Annotated in this window: 23 protein-coding genes and 1 tRNA gene; 10 read left to right on the top strand and 14 right to left on the bottom strand. The window is 65.2% G+C overall.

Going from position 1 to position 24,753, the window contains the following annotated elements; translation table 11 throughout:
* Positions 1 to 771, top strand: a 771-nt coding sequence (locus tag QOC76_RS31095) for a vWA domain-containing protein (protein WP_526363858.1), incomplete at its 5' end; no start/stop codon positions are given.
* 33 nt (positions 772 to 804) lie between these two features.
* Here the strand turns inward: QOC76_RS31095 and QOC76_RS31100 are convergent.
* From QOC76_RS31100 to QOC76_RS31135, 8 genes are all read right to left on the bottom strand, one after another.
* Complete coding sequence (locus tag QOC76_RS31100) at positions 805 to 3,381, bottom strand: xanthine dehydrogenase family protein molybdopterin-binding subunit (RefSeq protein ID WP_526363860.1); 2,577 nt, start codon at positions 3,379 to 3,381, stop codon at positions 805 to 807.
* Positions 3,374 to 3,865, bottom strand: a complete 492-nt coding sequence (locus tag QOC76_RS31105; RefSeq protein WP_526363862.1) for a (2Fe-2S)-binding protein — start codon at positions 3,863 to 3,865, stop codon at positions 3,374 to 3,376. The genes QOC76_RS31100 and QOC76_RS31105 overlap by 8 nt, the downstream gene beginning before the upstream one ends.
* Entirely contained in the window at positions 3,862 to 4,737 is an 876-nt protein-coding gene (locus QOC76_RS31110) for an FAD binding domain-containing protein (RefSeq protein ID WP_526363864.1), read from the bottom strand. Before QOC76_RS31110 ends, QOC76_RS31105 begins: the two co-directional genes overlap by 4 nt.
* Positions 4,734 to 4,907, bottom strand: coding sequence for a hypothetical protein (locus tag QOC76_RS31115; RefSeq protein ID WP_526363866.1), 174 nt, complete (start codon positions 4,905 to 4,907; stop codon positions 4,734 to 4,736). Before QOC76_RS31115 ends, QOC76_RS31110 begins: the two co-directional genes overlap by 4 nt.
* Positions 4,908 to 5,859: 952 nt before the next feature.
* Positions 5,860 to 6,855 (bottom strand): MvdC/MvdD family ATP grasp protein, encoded by a 996-nt coding sequence (locus QOC76_RS31120; RefSeq protein ID WP_526363868.1) that lies wholly within the window; start codon positions 6,853 to 6,855, stop codon positions 5,860 to 5,862.
* A 484-nt stretch (positions 6,856 to 7,339) separates the two neighbouring features.
* Entirely contained in the window at positions 7,340 to 8,137 is a 798-nt protein-coding gene (locus tag QOC76_RS31125) for a sensor domain-containing protein (protein WP_526363870.1), read from the bottom strand.
* Between the two features lie 202 nt (positions 8,138 to 8,339).
* The gene (locus QOC76_RS31130; protein ID WP_526363872.1) at positions 8,340 to 9,377 is read right to left on the bottom strand and encodes a cupin domain-containing protein; all 1,038 of its coding nucleotides are present in this window, start codon (positions 9,375 to 9,377) and stop codon (positions 8,340 to 8,342) included.
* Positions 9,378 to 9,475: 98 nt separating this feature from the next.
* Positions 9,476 to 10,132 carry a UCP032817 domain-containing protein gene (locus tag QOC76_RS31135; RefSeq protein ID WP_526363874.1) on the bottom strand — a complete coding sequence of 219 codons (657 nt, stop codon included), beginning with the start codon at positions 10,130 to 10,132 and terminating at the stop codon, positions 9,476 to 9,478.
* Between the two features lie 851 nt (positions 10,133 to 10,983).
* Between QOC76_RS31135 and QOC76_RS31140 the strand changes: the two genes are divergently transcribed.
* Positions 10,984 to 11,391, top strand: coding sequence for a hypothetical protein (locus QOC76_RS31140; RefSeq protein ID WP_526363876.1), 408 nt, complete (start codon positions 10,984 to 10,986; stop codon positions 11,389 to 11,391).
* Positions 11,392 to 11,776: 385 nt separating this feature from the next.
* Here the strand turns inward: QOC76_RS31140 and QOC76_RS31145 are convergent.
* From QOC76_RS31145 to QOC76_RS31160, 4 genes are all read right to left on the bottom strand, one after another.
* Positions 11,777 to 11,851, bottom strand: a tRNA-Val gene (locus tag QOC76_RS31145).
* A 44-nt stretch (positions 11,852 to 11,895) separates the two neighbouring features.
* Complete coding sequence (locus QOC76_RS31150) at positions 11,896 to 12,360, bottom strand: peroxiredoxin (RefSeq protein WP_526363902.1); 465 nt, start codon at positions 12,358 to 12,360, stop codon at positions 11,896 to 11,898.
* 32 nt (positions 12,361 to 12,392) lie between these two features.
* Positions 12,393 to 12,818 (bottom strand): DUF3052 family protein, encoded by a 426-nt coding sequence (locus QOC76_RS31155; RefSeq protein ID WP_526363878.1) that lies wholly within the window; start codon positions 12,816 to 12,818, stop codon positions 12,393 to 12,395.
* 81 nt (positions 12,819 to 12,899) lie between these two features.
* Positions 12,900 to 13,481: an Rv2240c family protein gene (locus tag QOC76_RS31160; protein WP_526363880.1), complete on the bottom strand. Its 582-nt coding sequence runs from the start codon at positions 13,479 to 13,481 to the stop codon at positions 12,900 to 12,902.
* A 134-nt stretch (positions 13,482 to 13,615) separates the two neighbouring features.
* Here QOC76_RS31160 and aceE point away from each other — a divergent pair, with 134 nt between their 5' ends.
* From aceE to QOC76_RS31200, 8 genes are all read left to right on the top strand, one after another.
* On the top strand, positions 13,616 to 16,405 hold the full coding sequence (gene aceE / locus QOC76_RS31165; protein WP_526363882.1) for a pyruvate dehydrogenase (acetyl-transferring), homodimeric type: 2,790 nt from the start codon (positions 13,616 to 13,618) through the stop codon (positions 16,403 to 16,405).
* A gap of 52 nt (positions 16,406 to 16,457) precedes the next feature.
* The gene (locus QOC76_RS31170) at positions 16,458 to 17,744 is read left to right on the top strand and encodes a PucR family transcriptional regulator (protein WP_526363884.1); all 1,287 of its coding nucleotides are present in this window, start codon (positions 16,458 to 16,460) and stop codon (positions 17,742 to 17,744) included.
* Between the two features lie 128 nt (positions 17,745 to 17,872).
* Positions 17,873 to 18,781, top strand: a complete 909-nt coding sequence (locus tag QOC76_RS31175; protein WP_526363886.1) for an ACP S-malonyltransferase — start codon at positions 17,873 to 17,875, stop codon at positions 18,779 to 18,781.
* A gap of 85 nt (positions 18,782 to 18,866) precedes the next feature.
* A complete protein-coding gene (gene acpM / locus QOC76_RS31180) occupies positions 18,867 to 19,169 on the top strand; it encodes a meromycolate extension acyl carrier protein AcpM (protein ID WP_526363888.1) in 303 nt (100 codons plus the stop codon).
* On the top strand, positions 19,166 to 20,416 hold the full coding sequence (gene kasA / locus QOC76_RS31185; protein WP_526363890.1) for a 3-oxoacyl-ACP synthase KasA: 1,251 nt from the start codon (positions 19,166 to 19,168) through the stop codon (positions 20,414 to 20,416). The genes acpM and kasA overlap by 4 nt, the downstream gene beginning before the upstream one ends.
* Before the next feature lie 31 nt (positions 20,417 to 20,447).
* Complete coding sequence (gene kasB / locus QOC76_RS31190; RefSeq protein WP_526363892.1) at positions 20,448 to 21,701, top strand: 3-oxoacyl-ACP synthase KasB; 1,254 nt, start codon at positions 20,448 to 20,450, stop codon at positions 21,699 to 21,701.
* A 33-nt stretch (positions 21,702 to 21,734) separates the two neighbouring features.
* Positions 21,735 to 23,159, top strand: coding sequence for an acyl-CoA carboxylase subunit beta (locus QOC76_RS31195; protein ID WP_526363894.1), 1,425 nt, complete (start codon positions 21,735 to 21,737; stop codon positions 23,157 to 23,159).
* A gap of 90 nt (positions 23,160 to 23,249) precedes the next feature.
* Positions 23,250 to 23,639, top strand: a complete 390-nt coding sequence (locus QOC76_RS31200; protein ID WP_526363896.1) for a hemophore-related protein — start codon at positions 23,250 to 23,252, stop codon at positions 23,637 to 23,639.
* A 45-nt stretch (positions 23,640 to 23,684) separates the two neighbouring features.
* Here QOC76_RS31200 and QOC76_RS31205 read toward each other — a convergent pair whose 3' ends face one another.
* Both QOC76_RS31205 and QOC76_RS31210 read right to left on the bottom strand, forming a co-directional pair.
* Positions 23,685 to 23,831 carry a hypothetical protein gene (locus QOC76_RS31205; RefSeq protein WP_526363898.1) on the bottom strand — a complete coding sequence of 49 codons (147 nt, stop codon included), beginning with the start codon at positions 23,829 to 23,831 and terminating at the stop codon, positions 23,685 to 23,687.
* A partial coding sequence (locus tag QOC76_RS31210; RefSeq protein WP_526363900.1) for a glycerol-3-phosphate dehydrogenase/oxidase occupies positions 23,828 to 24,753 on the bottom strand: 926 nt, incomplete at its 5' end. The genes QOC76_RS31210 and QOC76_RS31205, both read right to left, overlap by 4 nt.

Below are 24,753 nucleotides of genomic sequence, written 5' to 3' on the forward strand. Positions count from 1 at the left end.
CTGCGGTACAGCCCGGTAGAGTTGTTGCGCAGCAAAGACTTCGGTGACTACACCGCGGCCGACTTCGCCGAGGCCCAGCAGTTGATGGCCCGGCTTCGGGCTACCGCCTCGATGCGACGCAGCAGGCGGCGTCGGCCCGCGAGGCGGCGGCGGAGCCACGCACCCGACATCCGCGCGACGGTGCGCCATGCGTTACGCACCGGCGGCGAGCCCATCCGGCGAGCGTGGTACGCGCCGTCGCTGCAACCACGCCGGCTTGTTCTGCTGTGCGACGTCAGCGGGTCGATGGACAGGTACTCCCGGGCGCTGCTGCGGTTCATGCACGCGGCGGTCGCCGGTCGCCGACGTGTCGAAGCCTTCGCCATGGGCACACGTCTCACCCGGTTGACGCGCGAATTGTCGTCCCGCGACCCCGATCAAGCCCTGAAGAGTGCCGGTGTCGCAGCAGCCGACTGGTCCGGAGGCACTCGACTGGGCGATAGCCTGCGTGCCTACAACGACGGCTGGGGCATGCGCGGAATGTCCCGGGGCGCTGTGGTGGTCATTCTCTCCGATGGTTGGGAGCGCGGCGATCCGACCGTCATCGCCGATCAGATGGCGCGCCTGTCGCGGGTGGCTTACAGGGTGGTGTGGGTGAACCCACTGAAGGCGTCACCCGGCTACGCTCCGCTGGCGCGCGGTATGGCCGCCGCACTGCCGTACATCGATGAGCTCGTCGACGGCCACAATCTCAACGCACTCGAAGAGTTGGTCGAGATCGTCTCGAGATAACCCGTCCGGTCGGGACCGTCCAGAGGTCTGCGGTCAGCGTCGAGCAGGAATCACGCCGGCGAGCTCGAGGATCCGGGTCGGGGGTAGGTGCTGCTCGGTGATGGTTACGCCGAACTCCGAGAGCGCGTCCTCGATGGCGTTGGTGATCGCCGCCGGCGCGCCGATCATGCCACCCTCCCCGACACCCCGGTAGTTGGCCTTGATGCTCGACGGCGTCTCGACGTGGTGGATCTCGATCTCGGGTATCTCCATCGAGGTCGGAATCAGGTAGTCCATGAAGGTGCCGGCCTGGAAGTTGCCGTCGTCGTCGTAGGTGGACTTCTCGTACAACACCGCGCCGACGCCTTGCGCCACGCCGCCTCGAATCTGACCGTCGACGATGGCGGGGTTGATCAGCTCGCCGCAGTCCTCGACCACGAGGTAGCGGTCGATGGCCACCTGCCCGGTCTCGAGGTCGATCTCGACCCAGCACACGTGGGTGGACTGAGCCCACCCGCCCTCGCCGCCGTCCCACTGGCTGTTGACGAGCATGGCGCCGCCGCCCGGCACTTCCGGACCCCTGCGCATGGCCTCGCCCGCGACCTCGGGAAGCGTGACCGCGATGGACGGCGTGCCCTGCACGAAAACCCGCCCATCCTCGACCAACAGGTCGGCCGGCGACGCCTCGAGGAGATCAGCGGCAACGTCGACGATGCGGTCGCGGAGCTCCGCTGCCGCGACCGTCACGGCGCCGCCCGCCATCGCCGCCGACCGGCTCCCGCCGGTGCCCGCTATCCCGAACGGCGCGACACGGGTGTTGCCGTACTGCACGCGCACGCCGCTCATCGGGACGCCGAGTTGATCGGCGGCCACCTGAGCCAACGTGGTCTCATGGCCCTGGCCGTGGGGCACCTGCTGGGTGTGGACGGTCACCATCCCATCGGCCTCGAGCACCAGCCGGGCCGGCTCCGCGGAGCCGATGGCGCCCAACGCGGGCATGACAAAGTCGAAGAATCCAGGCGGCCCGGGCGCTGCCTCGATGTAGGTGGCGAAGCCCATACCCACGCACCGGCCCTTGGCGCGCGCCGCCTCCTTCTGCGCCTCCCACCCAGCGAAGTCGGCCAGCTCGAGGGCCTTCTCCAGGGTGACGCGTGCGGACATCCGCACGTCGAGGGCCGGCCCGGTGACCATCTTGGCCGGAAGCTCGTCAGGGCCGATCATGTTGCGGAGGCGGACCTCCGCCCGGCTGATCCCAAGCTGCCGGGCGAGGACGTCCATCATCCGTTCGCGCACCCATGTCTCGGCGGCCCACGGCCCGCGGTAGGCCACGTAGGTCCCTTTGTTGGACGCGGTGAGCACCGTCTCGAACTCCAGACCTCGGAGCCGGTACGGCCCCGGGATCATGACCTCGATGGTGCGGGCGTACAACGGCGCTCCGACGGGAAAGCCCGGGTAGGCGCCGACATCCATGGTCATGCTCACCCGGAAGCCGAGGATGGTCCCGTCGTTCTTCACCGCGACCTGGATCTTGAGGGTCTCCTCCCGGGCCTGCCCACCGACGGTCAGGTGCTCATTGCGGTCCTCGATCCACTTCATCGACCGCCCGAGGTGGAGGGCGGCCGCACACAGCGCAACGTCCTCCCGGCTCACCCCGGTCTTGGCGCCGAAGGCGCCGCCGATGTCGCCGGCGATCACGGTCGGGATCTCGCCCGGATCCTTGGCGACCAGGGCCAGCATCGAGCGCATCATGTACGACAGGCGTTTGGGCTCGCGCATGGCCGCCTTGGTCATGGCCGGCATCATCTGCTTGCTGATGCCGAGGAGCGACGGGTTGGCCTTGATGTAGGCGCGGGCGCCGGCACCGAACTTCCTGGTGTGCTCGCGATTGGTGGCCAGCTTGCGAAGTGACTGCCAGATGGGTTGGTTGCCCAGCAGGAGAGCGACAGCCCAGCGCATGCTGTGGGCGGACTGGGTGGCCGAGTGCAGGATCAGCTCACCGGTCACCGGGTCGATCTCGGCGACGGTGCCGCGAGTCTCCATGGGTTGGTTGGAGTGGCGGTGTTGCTCGAAAGTCTGGGTGATGACGCGGTCGGCATCGGCGAAGGCCTGATCGACGTCGCCATAGGAGTTCATGGCCCGGTACAGCACGTTGCCGCCGGCCTTGGGCCAGATGGGCGGACGCGACGCGTCCTGAGCCTGGGCCATGGTGGCCACCGCGGGCAGCGCCTCGTACTCGACTTCGATCAGCTCGCACCCGTCCTCGGCGACGCGGCGGGTGTCGGCCACGACGATCGCCACCGGGTCGCCCACCAGGCGGACCCGATCGACGGCCAGCGCGAAGAACGGCGGGTCGTACAGCCCATCGAGCGGCATCATTCCCAGGAAGGCGCCGGTCATGGTCTGCATGTCCGCACCGGTCAACACCGCCCGCACGCCCGGCAGCGCCTGTGCCGCGGCCACGTCGATGGCCGCGATGCGCGCGTGCGGGTAGGGGCTGCGCAGGAACGCCGCGTGGGCCATGCCCGGCACCGTCAGGTCGTCGACGTAGCGACCCCGGCCGGTCAGCAACCGCGGGTCCTCGACCCGCTGGACCCGAGCGCCGACCAACCGGCCGGCGATGGCTTCACGCATGGTCACTTACCCCCAGGTGACCGGTCAGGAGGGCCTCGACGCTGTCGACGATGCTCCGGTACCCGGTGCACCGGCAGAGGTTCCCCGACAGCTCCTTCCGGATCTCCTCCCGGGTGGGCGTCGGGTTGTGATCAAGCAGGCAGCGAATGGTCATGAGGAAGCCCGGCGCGCAGAAGGCGCACTGGAACGCATGATTTTCCAACATCGCCTGTTGGATCGGGTGGAGCACCCCGTCCTCGGCGAGGGACTCGACCGTCTCCACGTCAGTGCCGTCCGCTTGGACCGCCAACATCAGGCACGAACGCACCGCCCGGCCGTCGACGCGGACGGTGCAGGCCCCACACACACCGTGCTCGCAAGCCAGGTGGGTGCCGGTCAAGCCGAGGTCCTCGCGGAGCACGTCGGCCAGCGTCCGGCGGGCTTCGACCTCGAGCTCCTCGTCCCCCCCGTTGACCCTGACGGCGATCCGGTGGAGGTCGGTCATGATGCCGCGCCCACTCGGGTGTGAGCCTCAGCGAGGCAGCGACGGGTGAGGACGCCGGCGACGTGGGCCCGGTAGGCGGCGCTGGCATGGTTGTCGTCGGGCGGCTCGAGCGATCGGGTGACGACACTGGCCGCCTCGGCGAAGAGCTCGGCCGTGGGCGGTTCGCCCAGCATCAAGTCCTCCGCTTCGCTGACGCGGACGGGCCTGCTGGCCGCGCCGAAAAAGGAGAGCGCAGCCGCGGCAACCCGGCCGGTGCCGTCCACGTCGAGCGAGGCAGCCAGACCGACCAGAGCGTAGTCCGCGTGCCGCCGGGTCACCTCCTGCACCGACCACCCGGCTGAGCTCGGCCAGATGGGCCAGCGCACGCCGGTGAGCACCTCGTCGTCGTTGACGTCGGACGAGAGGTACCCGAGGAAGAAATCGGCGGCGGCAACGGTCCGCTCGCCGTCACGACTTCGCACGATCATTTCGGCGCCCACCGCCAAGGCGACGGCAGGGAGCTCGGCGGCCGGGTCGGCATGGACGATGCTCCCACACGCGGTGCCGCGGTTACGGATGGCCCGATGGCCGATGTGGGGCATGGCCGCGGCCACCAGAGGCTGGGCCCGACGCACGACGGGCGAGTCCTCTACGTCCGTGTGACGCGCGAGCGCGCCCATGAGGAGACCGCCCTCGTCTTCGGTGATCGCAGCCAGCGCGGCGATGCGGCCGATGTCGATGACGTGCTCGGGACGAGCCAGACGGAGGGCGAGCAGCGGGACGAGGCTCTGGCCGCCGGCCAGCACAGTGCTGTCGTCCCCGAATTCCCCCAGCTGATCGAGGGCCTCATCGATTGTCGAAGGCCGGTGGTAGGCGAAGTCGGGGAGCTTCACTCGGTCAGCGCCTGGTAGGTCAGCACGCGGATCTCCCGGCGTACCGGGTGGGTCGACGAGGGCACCAGTTGGGTCGGCAGCATGCCGATCAGCTCCTCCGCCGGGTCGTCGAACCAGAACACGGTGCTCGGCGCTCCGCCCCAGGCGTACTCACCCAGCGAGCCCATCACGTGGTCGCATTGGTTTTAGGCGGTTTCGCAGAGTTTTGTTCCCAAATCTGTTCCCAAACCGCAGCTTCGATCTTGCCGGCGTATTCCTTTGTCGCGTCATCCATGCGAGGCAGCCTCACGCACCTCGGCCTTCAACGGAGTTTCGGACCTGTCCGGTTTCCGGACGGTTAGTGGGCTCACCGTGGTCCTAAGCAGAACGGATGTTGTCCAAACCTTCCCGCTCCACCAGTCGCAATTCTTTAGCTCTGAGACTCATGACCCCTCACGCCGTCCGGCGGGCCGTCGGTCGATCGTCCCGCATGACAGGGCACTACCTGCGACCAACGGATTAGCGAATGATGGTTCCGGTTGAGTAGCCAAAGGTCCGGTTTATGTTGTGCAGCAGCGTTATTCGCTGTTGATGAATCCGATCGATACCGGTTGAGTTCTGCCCATTCCGGCCCATAAAGCGCCGAATAAAGGAAGACCAGGAGTTGGCACCCGGGCATATTGGTCGTATCAGAGTCTTGAGAGAATCAGCATTGCCACCCTGCGGAGGACACCCGGGTATTCGCCGTTAAATTTACAGTCTGCGCGGCGCACGCGTACCGCGGTGTCATCATGTGCCCCAGGAGCCTATGATCTGCGCTGATTCTCAGTCCGTGCGGTCCGCTTGGGGCCTTTGTCGCTGAATGCCTGCTTGACGAAGTCAGCGTGTAGCCGGCGCATCGCCGCGGGTGACTGTGCGGATTCGGACGATCTGCGGGCGATTCGCGTCCGAAACCGCACAATCGCGGAGACTCCGAAGAAAGTGCCCCCAGCAGTGTCCGATTCCACGGCATCGTTGGCTGAATTGAAGCCCCGGGGCGACCCACGTTGCGCGGCGATTGATCACTCACAGGGACAGCTCTAATTCTTCGCGGCGGCGCCGAGATATGGCTGACGCAGAGTGACAATCCTGCTGCACTTCGTACTAGATTCCTGCCATCGTGCCCTTAGTAATATATTCGGCGAAGTACTCGGTTATGGGCGAAGAACCAAGCGCTTTCTCTAACCACCTCCACCTACCGTGTGGATTGGTTTCGAGAAAGTAGTGTTTGCCGTGCTCATCGACGATTAAGTCGCTGGCTGCGAAGCTCAGGCCCAGTGCGCGGTGGAGCCGTGTGAGCCTCTCGTCGACGTCGCTTGGCAACTCGCACCATGAGTACCTCGATTTGATTTTCTCGCTTCGCCAATCTCTGACGCCGTGCACTTCAGCGGCCTCACTGTCAATGCGTACCGCAAAATTCTTGTCGCCAATACTTGTGATCCGCAGCTCGTAGCCGACATCTATCAGATCCTGAAACTGTGTTGCCGTGACCGAGACCGGTTGTAGATCAGACTTGTCGCTATCCGACAAGACATGTGTTAAAGCGAAGCCCCGTTCATCATCGTCATCTGTGATGATTGGCGTGGACAGTGTCTTTGCAACTATTTCGGATCTGTTCGCTATCCATTCCGCCGCGGAGGACGCGCTATTCGTGATCAACGTCTGCGGCGTAACAAAGCCGACATCAGCGGCTACCGAGTACTGATAAGGCTTAGTCGACGCGCGTCGCGTTGACCAGTACTCGTTGATCCAGACTGCGGGCCGAAGCAGCGAAATCACGCCATCGAGCAGATGCTCGGCCTCGGCCAGACAAAACCTGCGATATTCGCTGGGCACACCGGTGGCCAGCACCGGTGGTCCGAAGCGACGAAACCAAACCACTTTTGCGCTGGTGAGATCGACACGGTCCTGGCCCCGCTCCAGGTCGATGTGTCGGTGGCATGAGCTCAGCGATATCGTCAGCGCTCTGTCGCACGGATACTGGTCGACGTCGAGCCGGGCAACCGCGAGCTTTCCAGGCAGGAGCGAAGTGACGGCCTCGATATGGGGGTCAATCGAGGTGCCGACAACTAATACGTCTACTGATGTCCTGCTCGTCAAGTGTCGTTGTCCTCAGTGCTCTTGTTGCACGTCTTGGTAATTCGATTCTAAATACTTCGTGCTACCGACAGGGTTGGTGACCCGTTCGAGCCAGCGAGCCATGTATGGCAGCCTCGGCTGGTCGTCACGCTCATCGGGGGCTGGGAGGATGGCGGGCATAGGGACTGGCCTTAATCAACGCATTTCGGCATTCCACATCGACGAACTCGGACGCCGAAAACGCTAGCTTGTGGCCCTCCGTTGCGGGCCGTTTCGAAACCGCGGTCGTCGTCCACCATCGTGAATGGGCCGGCGGGAACCGGCGAGTGCGGGCGTCAGAAATCTGAATTCCCACGGGCGATTATCTAACTTTACTTGCGGCCGTTCGCCGGCGGGTTCCCGGGGATCTTCGGATAGATTCGTGGTTGGGATAGACCTGGGATGAATCCTCAAGTGCGCCAACGCGGGCCGAGCAGTATCGTCCCGTCCGCCGCGCGGTCGCCCGTCAGTGGGCTTGCCGGGTGGCCGAGGCCGCCATCTTTTCGGCGATCCGGCCGGCTTGGTCGCTGATCTGATATCCGCAGGCATTGACGTCGAGGACCACATTCAACACCGCGCGCAGCACGTGCTGGCAAACGTATCCGTTGCCGCCTTCGAGCGTGTTCAACTGCGTAATCGCCGGGGCATCCCCGACCAGGTTTCCTACGGTCCACCGGTAGACCTGCTCCAGGTGGGTTGCGACGAGGGTTTTTCCGGCGCAGGCCCGCCATTCGCCCACCGAGGTCTTCAAGAAGGCCAGCGCCCGATCGGCCGACGGGAAGCTCACAACCGCCTGCCCGAGGCGGTGGTCGGGGTTGTTTACCATCTCGTGCAGCGTCACGATGCTGGCCGCGGTGTATCCGCTCCCCTGATACGCGGGCGGCTCGCCGACAAAGAAGGCGCCCAGGCAGTCGGGATTGGATAGCGTCCGCTCGACCACCTCCCGTGGCGCATGAGCGATCGGCGTGGTGGGTTGCATGCCCGAGGCGCCCATCGCGGCGTTGACGTCCGCGACGGTTAGCAGGATGGAGTCCAGCTGGTCGGACGCCACCAGCGGCGCCAGCGAGGTCGCCGCGCGCTGCGGTGAAGTTGTTTGCGTGGATGCGATCGGATGAGGCCCTTCGCAGCCAGCCACTGTGACCGCGATGATCAGCAGCGCCGCCATGGCCGCGCTGGTGCCGAGGAGCCGGTGTATGCGTGATTGGCCCTCGCCGACCGGGCCGCCGGCGCCGGGGTCCCCCCGCAGGGTTCCGATCAACGACATGAGTTTCTCCTATGGACAGCGGCCGTCGGTTGGCAACGCCGATGTCGGCAGTTGTGGTCGGTGTGGAGGGATGGAAGACCACGGGCGGTGCGTGCGATTGAGGCAGCGCAGTGCTTCCGGGTTGGAGCCACACCGTCGGCGAAAGAAATCCTCGCGCGCGGCAACGACTCCCTGCACTACACCCACGGCTTCGGCAACGATGTCATTCACTGGCGGCAACAGTGAACAGTCCGCTTTCTTCCAATGCGTCTGCGATCGCCCATCGCTCGTCATCGGTTAGGCATCCCGGTAGCTCGAGCACATCGAACCGGGGTGCGCCAATACAGAAAGCAATCGCCTCACGTGCGACGCGTGAAACGGCCAATTCTTCTACCCAACCACGCTGTGTCTCGACGCCAAGAGCAACAAAATCGTCGGTTTCTCGATAGCTGAGAACCAAACTCTCGTGGCAACGAGCGAGGGTGCGCGCCGTAGGCCGACCGCCGTTCATGAGGTCAGTTCTGCCCAAGCCGTGGATGAAGCGGCCGGTTGCTGAGGAACCTTGCTGGACGCACCGCTCGAACAAGTCCGCCACCGGAACGGCATCGACCTGTGCGAGGAATCCGGCGATCGCACGGATCTTGAGCTGCCGCCGTCGAGTCGCAACAACCTCCTCGTAGGGGGCACCATAATCAGTTCGCTGGCGAGTGAAGTATTCATCGAGAATTGGCAGACATTGTTCTTGGTCTGTCAGCTGCTCACCGTCGCGCGGGCTGCTGACGTGAAGCGACAGCGACCAGCGGTCTGTCGGGTTGCGTGGATCGTGGATGCACGGTTCGTAGATGAAGCCGACTTGTCCAGCAAGAGCATCGAAGCGATTTTTCGGCACCAGCGTCTGATGGCGGTACGACTGATCGCGGTCGTACGTCTGGACTGTCAGCTGATTGTGACAGACGCCTGTGATTGTCCAGGCCGTGTGTTCGTGCGCCCCGGCACTGCGACCTGGCGGCCAGTAGCCAAGTGCAAAGCGGACCCCAAATTCAGGCAAGATGAAGAATGGAACCAACCCCGGACGCAGACCCGGTTGTTTAAGCCGGGTCAGCTCGTATGCCACGCAATCGACGAGGAACTCGTCGTCACGAACAGCCGCGGTTACCGCCGATCGGGCAGCAAGGACTGCATCCCTGTCTGGATGCTCGCGCACGTGCGATTGGGGGAACTCCTGCCGGTCAAACAGTTCGCACAGGTCATCGAGCTTCACTGAGCACTCCTGGGCCTTGTCCGTCGTCCGAGGGTAGACGTGGGCTGAATTCCGCCAATGCCATCGCACGGCGCACGGCGCCAAGCGGCGCGGCGCTGTCAACCGACACGGAGGACCTTTAGTTTCACCAATGCGGCCACCAGAGCGACCTTCTCCTCATCGGTCAAGTGGCCGGGCAATTCACGGACATAGAAGGCGCCTGTAATGGCAAGGAAACGCAGCGCTTCCCGTGCGTTTTCGCTGACACTGAGAAGAGGCCGACCGTCGTGGTCGATCAAGGCGACCATCCTGTCGACCGAGTCCAACGCCACTTGTTCGCAATCGCGGTTCACGACACGCCGGTGTGGAGTTACCCAACTCGAGTCGTCCCATACCTGCGGCAAATCCGTGCCGAAGATGTCACGGTATCGGTCGCCGAACTCGGCTAACGTCGCCTCGGGGATGTACATGAGGCCGGCGTTCGGCGCGTTGCTCGGAAAGTGGTGGCGGTAGCAACCGAAAAACTTGGTGCAGAAACCGCTGTACTCCGCGGTGAAAAGTACGAATTGGTGCCAAGCCTCATCCACGCACAGCGAGTGCATCTTCCAGTTCGTCGTTTGGTCGACGTGGGTTAGGACCAGGTAGCGCTTGACTTCGGTGAAAAGCGCGCAAGCCTCGTCAGGAGTGTCGACAAAGCGATCTTTCACCAGCTTCTCGATAAGAAAGGGCGCCTGGTAATCGAGCGCCTCGAATGCTCCTGGCAGGACATCCAGCACTGAGCGGGCAACGGTCTCCCGCTGGCTACTGGAGCGAGAGCTAACCTGGGCAGGCACTACCGGAGGCGGTTCTAGGGCCCATCGTTCTCTCTCACGCACATGCACCCGCATGTGCCGGTGCATTCCGAACCGGAGCCTGAGCCCGGATGCACCAAAATCCGAAGACGGCCTATCCGGGTTTCTTTGATATCGGAAGAATCGGTAGTTTCGATGGGCTCGATTGTCGTAGTCATGACCGGGAATTTAGCACTCCCTTGACAGCCGTCTAGAAATTTCGTCAAACCAGCCGCAGCCGCATCCGAACTGCGTGAAGCCGCTGATGGCGGCCGGTGGATCGCTGGCAACGGGAAGTCTGTGCTCGGGCCTCACGAACCCTGCTTGTGAACCAGGGAGGGTCAACCTAAAGGTAACTTAGGATTAGTTTCGAAAGGAAAAACCGTCAGCACTTTTGAAGTGAGGTAAACGCTTTTCTTGGAAAGTATTTCTGGGGCGAACTCGTGGGCCGTGGCGATCTCGGAAATGAGGTGATCGACGAGTCCGGTCCTTCTGTGGCGCATGAGAGGTCTTAGCGCTCTGACCTTGTTGGCGAATGTGTCGCTGGTGCAACTTCTGCCTTCGGCAACGTGCGGACCCCATCCGGGAACCGCGATTTCCGGCACGTAAGGCACCTAGCATGTCGGTAGTACGGTGGCGGACGCGATGAACCACCGCGTACGCCGACGAACTAAGACTGCGAAGACAGTGCTAGCCGACCGCGGATACGACGAGCGGTACAGATCTTACCGTTCCGTTGGCGACCGTTTGTGAGATCGCATGCGGGAGCAGAGGTCTGAGTTCAGTATAGGACCATCATGCACCTCACATCGGGTTTCACCGCGGCAGTAGTTCTTGCGGGCGCCGCCGTCGGTTTCGCCTGTCCAGCGTGTGCCGACGATCTCGATGGCGCGTACACCATCATGTGGAGCGATGGCAAAGCACCGGCCACCTGGACCTTCACCCCCTGCGGACCAGATTGCCGCCACGTGACCAGCAGCAAAGGCTGGAGCACAGACGCGCAACTTGTGAACGGCAGTTGGATCATGGGCCCGGTACAGAACACTGTTCATTGCTGGAGCGGCACCATCGAAACGGCCACGGAGAACAGCTCCTTCGATGCGGCGACGCTGTCCGGCACAAGCGTCGTCACATACCCAGTTGCATGCCCCCAAGACCCTCCCGGTGGATTAACCATTCAGTTCAGTTTGACGAAGGGGAAATGAGTGGGGGTGAACCTGGCCAGGGCCAACGCGAAGCGGTTCCGCTGGCTAACAGTGCCCCTGAAGCATCCCGGTGAGTCCGGAGACTTCTTGATCTGAATTGCTTGCATTGCGGTGGATCGACTTGGCGTTCCTTCCCCTGGCTCGAGGACATCCACCCCCGCCTTCATCTCGGTTTCTGGCGGCGGTTACGCGGCGGGGCGCGACTCTTGGTCGTGCAACCCACGTGCTTTTCGGCGGGACTCCCGTTGCCAACGCCGAGCTCTGACTAAAACCCGTATCTCTGCGATCGACCATATGGCGAACCCGGTTGGCACACTCTTGGCACAGCGGGGGTTCGCCCTTCGACCCAAATTGATCGCGAAATCTCGCTGAACTCCATGAATCGTGGTGGGCGCGGACGGTATCGAACCGCCGACCGCTGGTGTGTAAAACCAGAGCTCTACCACTGAGCTACGCGCCCGTGCCGGTGCAGGCTACACGCCAACGACCGGCGACCGGAAATTCCTAAGCCGACTCCAGGGCCTTCAGCGCATCGGTCCATACCGCCTGATCGCGCGCCTCGCCGGGCTGTTTCATCTCGGCGAACCGGATGATTCCGGAGCGGTCGACGACGAACGTGCCGCGGTTGGCGAAGCCCGCGTCCGCGTTGAACACCCCGTAGGCCGCAGCGACCGCGCCGTGCGGCCAGAAGTCGGAAAGCAGCGGAAAGGTGAAACCACTCTGCGTGGCCCAAACCTTGTGCGTCGGTGGCGGTCCCACCGAGATGGCCAGTGTGGCGGTGTCGTCGTTGTGGTAGCCGGCCACGTTGTCGCGGATCTCGTCCAGCTCGCCCTGGCAGATGCCGGTGAAGGCGAGCGGGAAGAACACCAGCAGCACGTTTTTGCCGCCGCGCAAGTCGCTGAGGGTGACCGGTTGCCCGTTCTGGTCCTTGAGCGTGAAGTCGGGAGCCTCGGTTCCCGTGTCCAGCACTACGGCCGCCGGTCGTTCGCGCAAGCGCTCACTCAGCGCCTGCCCGCTGCCTTGGACTTGGGCTGCACCAGCCTGCTGGCGCTCCAGTCGCCGAGGTTGGCCGACGACGTCTGCATCAGCCCGGCCGTCGGCGCCGATTCGGCGATCTCGGCGGGCATCACGTGGCCCGGTTTGCCCGTCTTGGGAGTCAACACCCAGATCAAACCGTCATCGGCCAGCGGTGTGATGGCGTCCATCAACCTGTCGACCAGGTCGCCGTCGTCGTCGCGCCACCACAGCAACACCACGTCGACGACGTCGTCGGCGTCCTCGTCGAGCAGCTCGCCGCCGCACGCGTCCTCGATATCGGCCCGGATGTCGTCGTCGACGTCGTCGTCCCAGCCCAATTCCTGCACAACCTGATCTTTTTGGATGCCCAGCCGTAGGGCGAAGTTCGGGGCGTCCTCCGCCGCGACCACCGTCGGTCCTCCTTCAACTGCTCGTAGAATCGTCCTATCGTCGCACGACCCGCATGGTTGGCGACGCCGGGCGCTCAAGGTTCATCGATATGCGGCGTCGCACATGTCCAGCGCCGTCGTCTTGACGTCGTTCAATTTGGACACCGCGGCGTTGAAATCGTCGGGCCCGTAGTTGCCCGCGATGGCGTTCGCGACGCCCCGAGCAGCGTCGACCCAGGCGTTGAGCGCATCCCGCAGCTGGGGCGACAGCGGGTCGCTGATGCTCTGGGCGACGAGGTCTGCGCTGTGGTTGAGGGAGTCGATGGCAGGGCCGGCCTTAGCCGCCGCATCCGGAGCACTGTCATTGAAAGCCTTGACGTAGTCGTTGACCGCGGTGATCGAGTCCACGCTGCTGGTGCTCAGCGCCTCGCACGAGCTGTGCACCGCCTCGGTGGACGACGACTTCTGGCGTTCGGACTCCTTGGAGCTCGACGAGGCGGCCGACTCCTCGCTGGACGCCGAAACCGATGCCCGGTAGACCGGCGCGTCGTTCGGGTTCACCTTGGGTGAGCCCTCGGTGACGGAGCTGCATCCGACGATGATCATGGCGAGACCGGCCAGGCTGCCGACCGCCTGAGCGACGATCCGCAGCCGCCATGACCTGGTAAGCGCCCCCGTCTGCACAGTCTGCAGACGTTACCGGTTTGGACGGCTGGTCGGCGGTTCATTCCACTAGCCACCACCGGCAGTGCAAGTGCGGCACGATGGGTGGACGATAGGGGTTGTCGAGGCCTATACCTGGAGACGAGGAGTGGAAGTTGACCACCGAGTTCGCGCGCCAGGACCTGGCCCAAAACTCCGGCACCGCAGCCGAACCCGACCGGGTGCGCGTCATCCGTGAAGGCGTTGCGAGCTACCTGCCCGATATCGACCCCGAAGAGACCACCGAGTGGCTGGAATCCTTCGATCAGTTGCTGGAACGGCAGGGCCCAGCGCGGGCGCGCTATCTGATGCTGCGGCTGCTCGAGCGCGCAGGCGAGCAGCGAGTGGCCATCCCGTCGCTCACCTCGACCGACTACGTCAACACCATTCCGACCGAACTCGAACCGTGGTTCCCCGGCGACGAGGAGATCGAGCGTCGCTACCGCGCCTGGATCCGGTGGAACGCAGCGATCATGGTGCACCGCGCGCAGCGGCCGGGAGTCGGTGTCGGCGGGCACATTTCGACGTATGCCTCCTCGGCGGCGCTCTACGAGGTGGGCTTCAACCACTTCTTCCGAGGCAAGTCCCACCCGGGCGGCGGTGACCAGATCTATATCCAGGGCCACGCGTCTCCCGGCATCTACGCACGCGCGTTCCTGGAGGGTCGGCTGACCGCCGACCAGCTCGACGGCTTCCGCCAGGAGCACAGCCATCCCGGCGGCGGCATCCCGTCGTATCCGCATCCGCGGCTGATGCCCGACTTCTGGGAGTTCCCGACGGTGTCGATGGGCCTCGGCCCGATGAACGCGATCTTCCAGGCCCGTTTCAACCATTACCTGCATGACCGCGGCATCAAGGACACCTCCAACCAGCATGTGTGGGCGTTCCTCGGCGACGGCGAGATGGACGAGCCGGAGAGCCGCGGGCTGATCCAGGTGGCCGCCAACGAGGCGCTGGACAATCTGACCTTCGTGATCAACTGCAACCTGCAGCGCCTGGACGGCCCGGTGCGCGGCAACGGCAAGATCATTCAGGAGCTCGAGTCGTTCTTCCGCGGCGCCGGCTGGAACGTCATCAAGGTGGTGTGGGGCCGTGAGTGGGACGCGCTGCTGCATGCCGACCGCGACGGCGCCCTGGTCAACTTGATGAACACCACCCCCGACGGGGATTACCAAACCTACAAGGCCAACGACGGCGCCTACGTGCGCGACCACTTCTTCGGCCGCGACCCGCGCACCAAGGCGCTGGTCGACAAGATGTCGGACACCGAGATCTGGAATCTCAAGCGCGGCGGCCACGACTACCGCAAGGTCTACGCGGCCTACCGCGCCGCCACCGAGCACAAGGGTCAGCCGACGGTGATTTTGGCCAAGACCATCAAGGGCTATTCGCTGGGCGCCCACTTCCAGGGCCGCAATGCGACTCATCAGATGAAAAAGCTTGCCCTGGAAGACCTCAAGCAGTTCCGCGATGCCATCCGCATCCCGATCAGCGACGAGGAACTCGACAAGAACCCCTACCTGCCGCCCTACTACCACCCCGGCCCGGACGCACCCGAGATCCGATACATGCTCGACCGTCGACGGACGTTGGGCGGCTTCGTGCCGGAGCGACGGACCAAGTCGAAGGTGTTGACGCTGCCACCCCGCGACGTCTACAAGGCGCTCAAGAAGGGGTCGGGAAACCAAGAGGTCGCGACCACCATGGCGATGGTGCGCACCTTCAAGGAACTGTTGCGCGACAAGGAGATCGGCCCCCGCATCGTGCCAATCATTCCGGATGAGGCGCGCACCTTCGGCATGGACTCCTGGTTCCCGAGCCTCAAGATCTACAACCGCAACGGCCAGCTGTACACGGCCGTGGATGCCGACCTGATGCTGGCGTACAAGGAAAGTGAAATCGGCCAGATCCTGCACGAAGGCATCAACGAGGCAGGGTCGACGGCGACCTTCACGGCGGCGGGCACGGCGTACGCGACGCACAACGAACCGATGATCCCGCTCTACATCTTCTATTCGATGTTCGGGTTCCAGCGCACCGGTGACGGGCTCTGGGCGGCGGCCGACCAGATGGCCCGCGGCTTCATCCTCGGGGCAACGGCGGGGCGCACCACGCTGGTCGGCGAGGGGCTTCAGCACGCCGACGGGCATTCGCTGCTGCTGGCCGCCACCAACCCGGCCGTGGTGGCCTACGACCCGGCGTTCGCCTACGAGATCGCCTACATCGTCGAGAGTGGCCTGGCCCGCATGTTCGGCGAGGATCCGGAGAACGTCTACTTCTACATCACCATCTACAACGAGCCGTACAAGCAGCCGGCCGAACCGGAGGGGCTGGACGTGGAGGGCTTGTTACGTGGCATCTACCGCTACCGGCCGGCTCCGGAGCAGAAGTCGAAGCAGGCCCACATCCTGGTGTCGGGAGTGGCCATGCCAGAGGCCGTTCGGGCCGCCGAGATGCTGGCCTCGGAATGGGACGTGGCCGCCGACGTCTGGTCGGTCACCAGCTGGGGCGAGCTGAACCGGGACGGTGTTGAGATCGAGAAGGAGAAGCTGCGGCATCCGGATCGTCCGGCGCGGGTGCCCTACATCACCCAGGCGCTCGCCGACACCCGCGGTCCCGCCGTGGCCGTATCGGACTGGATGCGTGCTGTGCCAGAACAGATCCGGCCGTGGATGCCCAACTCCTACGCCACGCTGGGCACCGACGGCTTCGGCTTCTCCGACACCCGGCCCGCGGCGCGGCGTTACTACAACACCGACGCCGAGTCGGTGGCGGTGGCGGTGCTGGAGGCGCTGGCCGCCGACGGCGAGATCGACCAGTCGGTCGCCATCGAGGCCGCCAAAAAGTACGAGATCGACGACGTGCTGGCGGCGCCGGAGCAGACATCCGATCCCGGGGTGGCGTGACCCGCGACCGTCCTTGGAGGATTCCGCCATAAAGGTGGCGTAGCTTTTAGGGATGGCCGACAACCGGTTCATCCCGCCCGCCTCCACGCTGGAGGTGCTGGAGACCGTCCCCGAATCGGTGCTGCGCCGGTTGAACCAGTACTCCGGGCGGCTGGCCACGCAGGCGGTGCACGTTCTCGAGGAACGGCTGCCGTTCTTCGGCGACCTCGAGGCGTCGCAGCGGGCCAGCGTTCAGCTGGTGGTGCAGACCGCGGTGGTCAACTTCGTGGAGTGGATGCACAATCCCAATAGCGACGTCAGCTACACGGCGCAGGCATTCGAGGTCGTGCCGCAGGATCTGCGCAGACGCATCGCGTTGCGGCAGTCCGTGGAGATGGTGCGGGTCACCATGGAGTTCTTCGAAGAAGTGGTGCCGCTACTGGCCCGCTCGGAGGACCAGCTGACGGCATTGACGGCCGGAATCCTCCGGTATAGCCGCGATCTGGCGTTCGCCGCCGCCACCGCCTACGCCGACCAGGCAGAGGCGCGAGGTGCGTGGGACACCCGGATGGAGGCCAACATCGTCGACGCGGTGGTCCGCGGCCACACCGGACCGGACCTGCAGTCCCAGGCCGCGGCGCTCAATTGGGACGCCACCGCGGCCGCCACCGTCATCGTCGGCATGCCGCAGCCCGACCGCATCGACCTGGCCAGCGACGACGTCCACGACGTCGTCAACAGGCACGGACGTGCAGCCCTTTCCGACGTGCACGGGACCTGGCTGGTGACGATCGTGTCAGGCCCGCTGACGCTGACGGACCGTTTCCTCGGCGAACTGGTCGGCGTCTTCGCCGACGCGCCGGTGGTAATCGGGCCGACCGCACCCACGCTGTCGGCCGCGCACTGGAGCGCCACCGAAGCGATCGCCGGGATGAACGCGGTCGCGGGCTGGACGGGTGCGCCGCGGCCCGTCGCCGCCCGCGAACTGTTGCCCGAGCGGGCCCTGCTGGGCGATGCGTCGGCGATCGCGGCGTTGGAGACCGAGGTGATGAGGCCGCTCGGCGACGCCGGACCGGCGTTGACCGAGACCCTGGACGCATATCTGGACTCCGGCGGCGCGATCGAGGCATGTGCGCGCGCACTGTTCGTTCATCCAAACACCGTGCGGTACCGCCTCAAGCGCATCGCGGACTTCACCGGCCGCGATCCGACCACTCCGCGCGACGCTTATGTCCTTCGGGTGGCCTCGACAGTGGGCCGCCTGACGCGGCAAGCACAGCATTCCAGCACGTCGAATGTGCCCGCTGGCCAGATAACGAGGCCCCCGGAGGCCGCAGTTGAGGCGGACCGGGCAGGGTAACAGATTTCGGCCCGATATCGATGGAGTCGCATCACATGCTGTTTTGTTGGTTCTCCACAAAAAGATAAGACCAGGTTCATAATCTCTTACACGGCGCAGATCCGTTCCCTCAGTGTTTCCTTAGAGACGTGCTCGCAATGCTTGCTCCCGGCCAGGGATCTCAGACCCCCGGCATGCTCGCCTCCTGGCTTGAGCTGCCCGGCGCGGCTGACCGTATCTCCACCTGGTCGCAGTCCAGCGGTCTCGACCTGGCCCGCCTCGGTACCACCGCGACGGCCGAGGAGATCACCGATACCGCGGTGACGCAGCCACTGGTGGTGGCGGCGACGCTGCTGGCTTGGGAAGAGCTGACCAAGCGCGGCCTGCTGGCCGACCGGGACTTCATCGCAGCCGGCCACTCCGTTGGTGAGATCGCCGCGTACGCGGTCGCAGGAGTGATCTCCAGCGACGACGCCGTCGCGCTGGCCGCCACCCGCGGCGCCGAGATGGCCAAGGCCTGCGCTGTGGAGCCCACCGGCATGTCCGCGGTGCTCGGCGGTGACGAGGCCGAGGTGCTGAGCCGCCTCGAGGAACTCGACCTGGTGCCCGCGAACCGCAATGCGGCCGGTCAGATCGTGGCGGCGGGCAGCCTTGCCGCACTGAGCAAGCTGTCCGAGGATCCGCCCGCCAAGGCGCGCGTCCGCGCGCTCGCCACCGCGGGCGCGTTCCACACGCGTTACATGGCGTCGGCCACCGACGGCTACGCCGCCGCCGCGGAGCGCGTTGCGACGTCCGAGCCGACGGCCACCCTGCTGTCGAACGCCGACGGACAGCCCGTCGCCTCGGGGGCCGATGCCATGAGCAAGCTGGTCGCCCAGCTGACCCGGCCGGTGCGATGGGATCTGTGCACGGAGACGCTCCGCCATTCGAACGTGACCGCGATCGTCGAGTTCCCGCCCGCCGGGACACTCGCCGGAATCGCCAAGCGAGAACTCAAAGGGGTTCCGACGCATGCCGTCAAAGGCCCTGCCGACCTGGACGGGCTAACCGAGCTCTAGAGGTGTGACTTCCGGCGCCGCTGGAGTCAGTACAACCGCATAACAACGTAAATCGCAGTAACACAACCAATTAGAAGGAGCCATAGTGGCCGCCACTCAGGAAGAAATTATCTCCGGTCTCGCCGAGATCATCGAAGAGGTCACCGGCATCGAGCCGTCGGAGGTCACCCCGGAGAAGTCGTTCGTCGACGACCTGGACATCGACTCGCTGTCGATGGTCGAGATCGCCGTGCAGACCGAGGACAAGTACGGCGTGAAGATCCCCGACGAGGACCTCGCAGGCCTGCGCACCGTCGGTGACGTCGTCAGCTACATCCAGAAGCTCGAGGAAGAAAACCCTGAGGCCGCTGCTGCGCTGCGCGAGAAGATCGAAGCGGATCGCCCGTGACCAGGCCTTCCACTGCTAACGGCGGTTTCCCCAGCGTTGTGGTAACCGCCGTCACGGCGACGACATCGATCGCGCCGGAAATCGAGAGCACGTGGAAGGGCTTGTTGGCAGGCGAGAGCGGCATCCGCGTCCTCGAAGACGAATTCGTCACCAAGTGGGACCTGCCCGTGCGTATCGGCGGCCACCTCAAGGAGAACGTCGACGACCACATGGGAAGGCTGGACCTGCGGCGCATGTCGTATGTCCAGCGGATGGCCAAGCTGCTCGGCGGCCAGATCTGGGACGCCGCGGGAACACCCGAGGTCGACGGGGATCGCTTCGCCGTTGTTGTCGGCACCGGCCTGGGCGGCGGCGAGAAGATCGTCGAGACCTATGACCTGATGAACGAGGGCGGCCCCCGCAAGGTGTCGCCGCTTGCCGTTCAGATGATCATGCCGAATGGTGCTGCGGCGGTCATTGGCCTGCAGCTCGGTGCCCGCGCCGGCGTCATGACACCGGTGTCGGCCTGCTCGTCGGGCTCCGAGGCGATCGCCCACGCGTGGCGGCAGATCGTCATGGGCGATGCCGACATCGCCGTCTGCGGCGGTGTCGAGGGCGGCATCGAGGCGCTGCCGATCGCGGCGTTCTCGATGATGCGCGCCATGTCGACCCGCAACGACGACCCCGAGGGCGCTTCTCGTCCGTTCGACAAGGACCGCGACGGGTTTGTGTTCGGCGAGGCCGGGGCGCTCATGGTGATCGAAACCGAGGAGCATGCCAAGGCTCGCGGCGCACAGCCGCTGGCCCGGCTCTTGGGTGCAGGCATCACGTCCGACGCCTTCCACATGGTGGCGCCCGCCGCCGATGGTCTGCGCGCCGGCCACGCAATGAAGCGGTCGATGGAGCTTGCCGGCCTGGAGCCCAAGGACATCGACCACGTCAACGCCCACGCCACGGCCACCCCCATCGGTGACACCGCAGAGGCCAATGCCATTCGGGTCGCCGGTGTGGAACATGCCGCGATCTATGCGCCGAAGTCGGCGCTCGGCCACTCCATCGGTGCGGTCGGTGCGCTCGAGTCCGTGCTGACGGTCTTGTCTCTGCGCGACGGTGTCATCCCGCCGACACTGAACTACGAGACACCCGATCCGGAAATCGATTTGGATGTTGTCGCGGGCGAGCCCCGGTACGGCGACTACAAGTACGCGATCAACAACTCATTTGGATTCGGTGGACACAACGTCGCTCTTGCCTTCGGCAAGTACTGAGGCGTTGGGGGGAAGGAACCATCGCAGCGAAATGAGTGGGCTGGCTACGGGGAACGGCTTCCCCAACGTTGTCGTCACAGGCGTCGCCATGACGACCGCTTTGGCGACCGACGCGGAGGCCACGTGGAAGAAGCTCCTCGAGGGACAGAGCGGCATTCGCCTGCTGGGTGATTCGTTCGTCGAGGAGTACGACCTTCCCGTTCGCATCGGGGGGCATCTGCTGGAGGATTTCGACGGTGAGCTGACGCGGGTCGAACTGCGTCGGCTGTCGTATCTGCAGAAGATGTCGACGGTGATGAGCAGGCGCGTGTGGAAGAACGCCGGGGAGCCCGACGTCGATCCCAAGCGGCTGATGGTGTCGATCGGGACCGGCATGGGGTCGAGCGAAGAGCTGCTCTTCGCGTACGAAGCCATGCGGGCCAAGGGCCTGCGTGGCGTGTCTCCGTTGGCGGTACAGATGTACATGCCGAATTCGGCAGCCGCCGCGGTCGGGCTGGAACGCAAGGCCAGGGCCGGGGTCGTCACCCCGATCTCGGCCTGCGCGTCCGGCTCCGAGGGCATCGCGCACGCATGGCGCAACATCGTGCTCGGTGAGGCCGACGTCGCGATCTGCGGCGGGGTCGAGACCAAGATCGAGGCGGTGCCGATCGCCGGGTTCGCCCAGATGCGCATCGTGCTGTCCACCACCAACGACGACCCGGCGGGTGCGTGCCGCCCGTTCGACAAGGACCGCAACGGGTTCGTGTTCGGCGAGGCAGGCGCGCTGATCGTCATCGAGACCGAAGAGCACGCCAAGGCCCGTGGCGCCAACATCCTGGCCAGGCTGATGGGCGCCAGCATCACCTCGGACGGCTACCACATCGTGGCACCCGATCCGAACGGTGAGCAGGCCGGGCATGCCATGACTCGGGCGATCCAGCTCGCCGGTCTGCAGCCCTCCGACATCGACCACGTCAACGCGCACGCCACCGGCACCAGCGTCGGCGACATAGCCGAGGGCAAGGCGATCAACAACGCGATGCACGGCCACAAGCCTGCCGTCTTCGCACCCAAGGGCGCGCTCGGACATTCGGTCGGCGCGGTCGGCGCGGTCGAGTCCATCTTGACGGTGTTCGCGTTGCGCGACGGTGTCATCCCGCCGACGCTCAACTTGAAGAACCTGGACCCGGACATCGACCTCGACGTCGTCGCCGGTTCGCCGCGTCCCGGCAATTACAACTACGCGATCAACAACTCGTTCGGATTCGGTGGGCACAATGTGGCGCTCACCTTCGGGAAGTACTGAACGCCCGATAATTCGGCGCGACAGGAGGTTTCGATGACAATCACGGCCCCCGAGGCAGTCGGCGAATCGCTGGATCCGCGCGATCCGGTTCTGCGTCTGAAGGCATTCTTCGACGACGACTGCACCCTGGAATTCCTGCACGAGCGTGACCGCTCCGGCGTGCTCGCCGCCGCAGGCGCCGTGAACGGTATGCGGACGGTGGCGTTCTGCACCGACGGGACCGTGATGGGTGGCGCGATGGGCGTGGAGGGTTGCGCGCACATCGTCAACGCCTACGACACCGCCATCGAGGAGCAGAGCCCGATCGTCGGCATCTGGCACTCCGGCGGTGCCCGACTCGCCGAGGGCGTGCGGGCATTGCACGCAGTCGGTTTGGTGTTCGAGGCGATGATCCGGGCTTCCGGTTACGTCCCGCAGATTTCGGTGGTCGTCGGCTTCGCCGCAGGCGGTGCCGCATACGGCCCCGCGCTCACCGACGTCATCGTGATGGCTCCTGACAGCCGGGTGTTCGTCACCGGCCCGGACATCGTGCGCAGCGTAACCGGTGAGGACGTCGACATGGCGTCGCTCGGTGGACCCGACACCCACCACAAGAAGTCGGGAGTGTGCCACATCGTCGCCGACGATGAGCCCGACGCCTATGCGCGCGGCCGTCGGCTGGTCGGATTGTTCTGCCAGCAGGGCCATTTCGACCGCAGCAAGGCCGAGGCGGGCGACACCGACCTGCACGCCCTGCTGCCGGATTCGCCTCGCCGTGCCTACGACGTGCACCCGCTCGTCGAAGCGCTGCTCGACTCCGATGCCCCCTTCGAGGAGTTCCAGGCCAAGTGGGCCCCGTCGATGGTGATCGGTCTCGGCCGGCTGTCCGGGCGAACCGTCGGCGTGCTCGCCAACAACCCGCTGCGGCTGGGCGGCTGCCTGAACTCCGAAAGCGCCGAGAAGGCGGCACGTTTCGTGCGGCTGTGTGACTCGTTCGGCATCCCGCTGGTCGTTGTGGTCGACGTGCCCGGTTACCTGCCCGGTGTCGACCAGGAATGGGGCGGCGTGGTTCGCCGCGGCGCGAAGCTGTTGCACGCGTTCGGTGAGGCCACCGTCCCCCGTGTCACGCTGGTCACCCGGAAGATCTACGGCGGCGCCTACATCGCGATGAACTCACGCTCGCTCAACGCGACGAAGGTGTTCGCGTGGCCGGACGCCGAGGTCGCCGTGATGGGCGCCAAGGCCGCCGTCGGCATCCTGCACAAGCGCGCGCTGGCCGCTGCGCCCGACGACGAGCGCGAGGCACTGCACGAGGAGCTGGCCGCCGAGCACGAGCGGATGGCGGGCGGTGTGGATTCCGCCATCGAGATCGGCGTGGTCGACGAGAAGATCGATCCGGCTCACACCCGCAGCAGGCTGACGCAGGCACTGGCCGAGGCGCCTGCACGCCGCGGGCGGCACAAGAACATTCCGCTGTAAGCAGACCTCGGCAATCCTCGCTTCCGTACTGTGGGTAGCGGCCCATTGCGTTGGGGGAAACCTGCAGGGCCCCGACAGAGGAGTTGAGGTATGCGATTTTCTGGAATCACGATGCACCGCGGAATCGTCGGCGTGATTGCCGCGGGAGCGCTGGCGGGACTGACCGGCACCGTCGCAATGCCGACGGCTTCGGCTGACGCCGACTGCACCGTTTCCGGGCTGAGCAACGCGATCGGCGCGGTGGGGGGGCAGACCGGACAGTGGTTCGCCGCTCATCCAGACGCCAACAGGGCCGTCACCGACGCAGGCGGCCAGGGCGGCGGAGCCGAGGCCGCTATCCGGAACTACTTCGTCGGCCACCCGTCGGAGTGGGCCGAATTGCAGCGCATCGCATCGCCGTTGCGCACGCTGCGCCAGCAGTGCGGATCGGACGTGGCGCCGGCGGACATTGCGCGGCTCTACGACGCGATGGCCTCGTAGCCGTCGGTTCGCCCGGCGGGTGAACTCCATCCCGCCGGCATGGAGTCAGGCCTGCGTGATGCCGGTCATGACGGGCGCAAGCAGGTCGGCGAGCGCAGCCCACGACACGGTCTTGGTCTCGGGCAGGGCGATGCCGAATTGATATGGGGTGAAGTGGATCTCCAGCCTTTCGGGGGTGGGGATCCAGTTCATCGTGCACCTCCTGCGAGCAGTTCCTCCGCGACAGTCAACACCGTGTCCCGGTCGGAGTCGACCAGCCCGATGCGGGTGCGCCGATCGACGATGTCGTCGACAGTGAGAGCGCCCTCGTGGGTCACCGCGTACTCGAACTCCGCGCGAATCACATCGATGCCGTCGGCAACCGGATCCGTCGGCCGGTCGCAGGTGGCCTTGGCGATGACGTTCGGCGCCTCGGCGCCGAACCGCGCGACCAGCGATGATGGTAGGTCAGTGGGAACGCGAAGCGTCGCAACCGGATTCGACGGCGCACCCACGAGCGGCAGGTTTCGCGTCCGGCAGCCGCCTGCCGACAGACCCCGCAATTCGACGGCCTTGTCGAGAACATCCTCGGCCATGTAGCGGTACTCCGTCAGTTTGCCGCCGATCACGCTGAGCAACCCAGACGGTGATTCCACGACGGCATGGTCACGTGACACGTCCGCGGTATGGCTGTTAGTTTTGCCGATGCTCCTGTCGTCAGCCCCCAACTTATCGATAAGCGGCCGCAGCCCCGCGTAGGCACCGATGACGTCATCTCGGCCGAGCTTGACGTCCAACGCGGTGTTGACGATGTCCAGCAGGAAGCCGATCTCCTCCGAAGTGGGCTCAGGGACATCGGGTATCGCGCCCGGCGCATCGTCGTCCGTCAGTCCCAGATAAACCCGGCCCAGCTGCTCCGGCATCGCGAACACGAAACGGTTGAGCTCACCGGGAATCGGAATCGTCAGCGCCGCAGCCGGATTACCGAAAGTCTTGGCGTCGAACACAAGATGTGTGCCACGGCTCGGCCGCAACGCGATCGAGGTGTCGACCTCCCCCGCCCACACCCCGCTGGCATTGATCACCGCCTTTGCTTTCGCCGCAAACGACTCACCCGTCAGTTGATCGGTCAACC

This window comes from Mycobacterium sp. (assembly GCF_032159565.1).
Taxonomy (GTDB): domain Bacteria; phylum Actinomycetota; class Actinomycetes; order Mycobacteriales; family Mycobacteriaceae; genus Mycobacterium.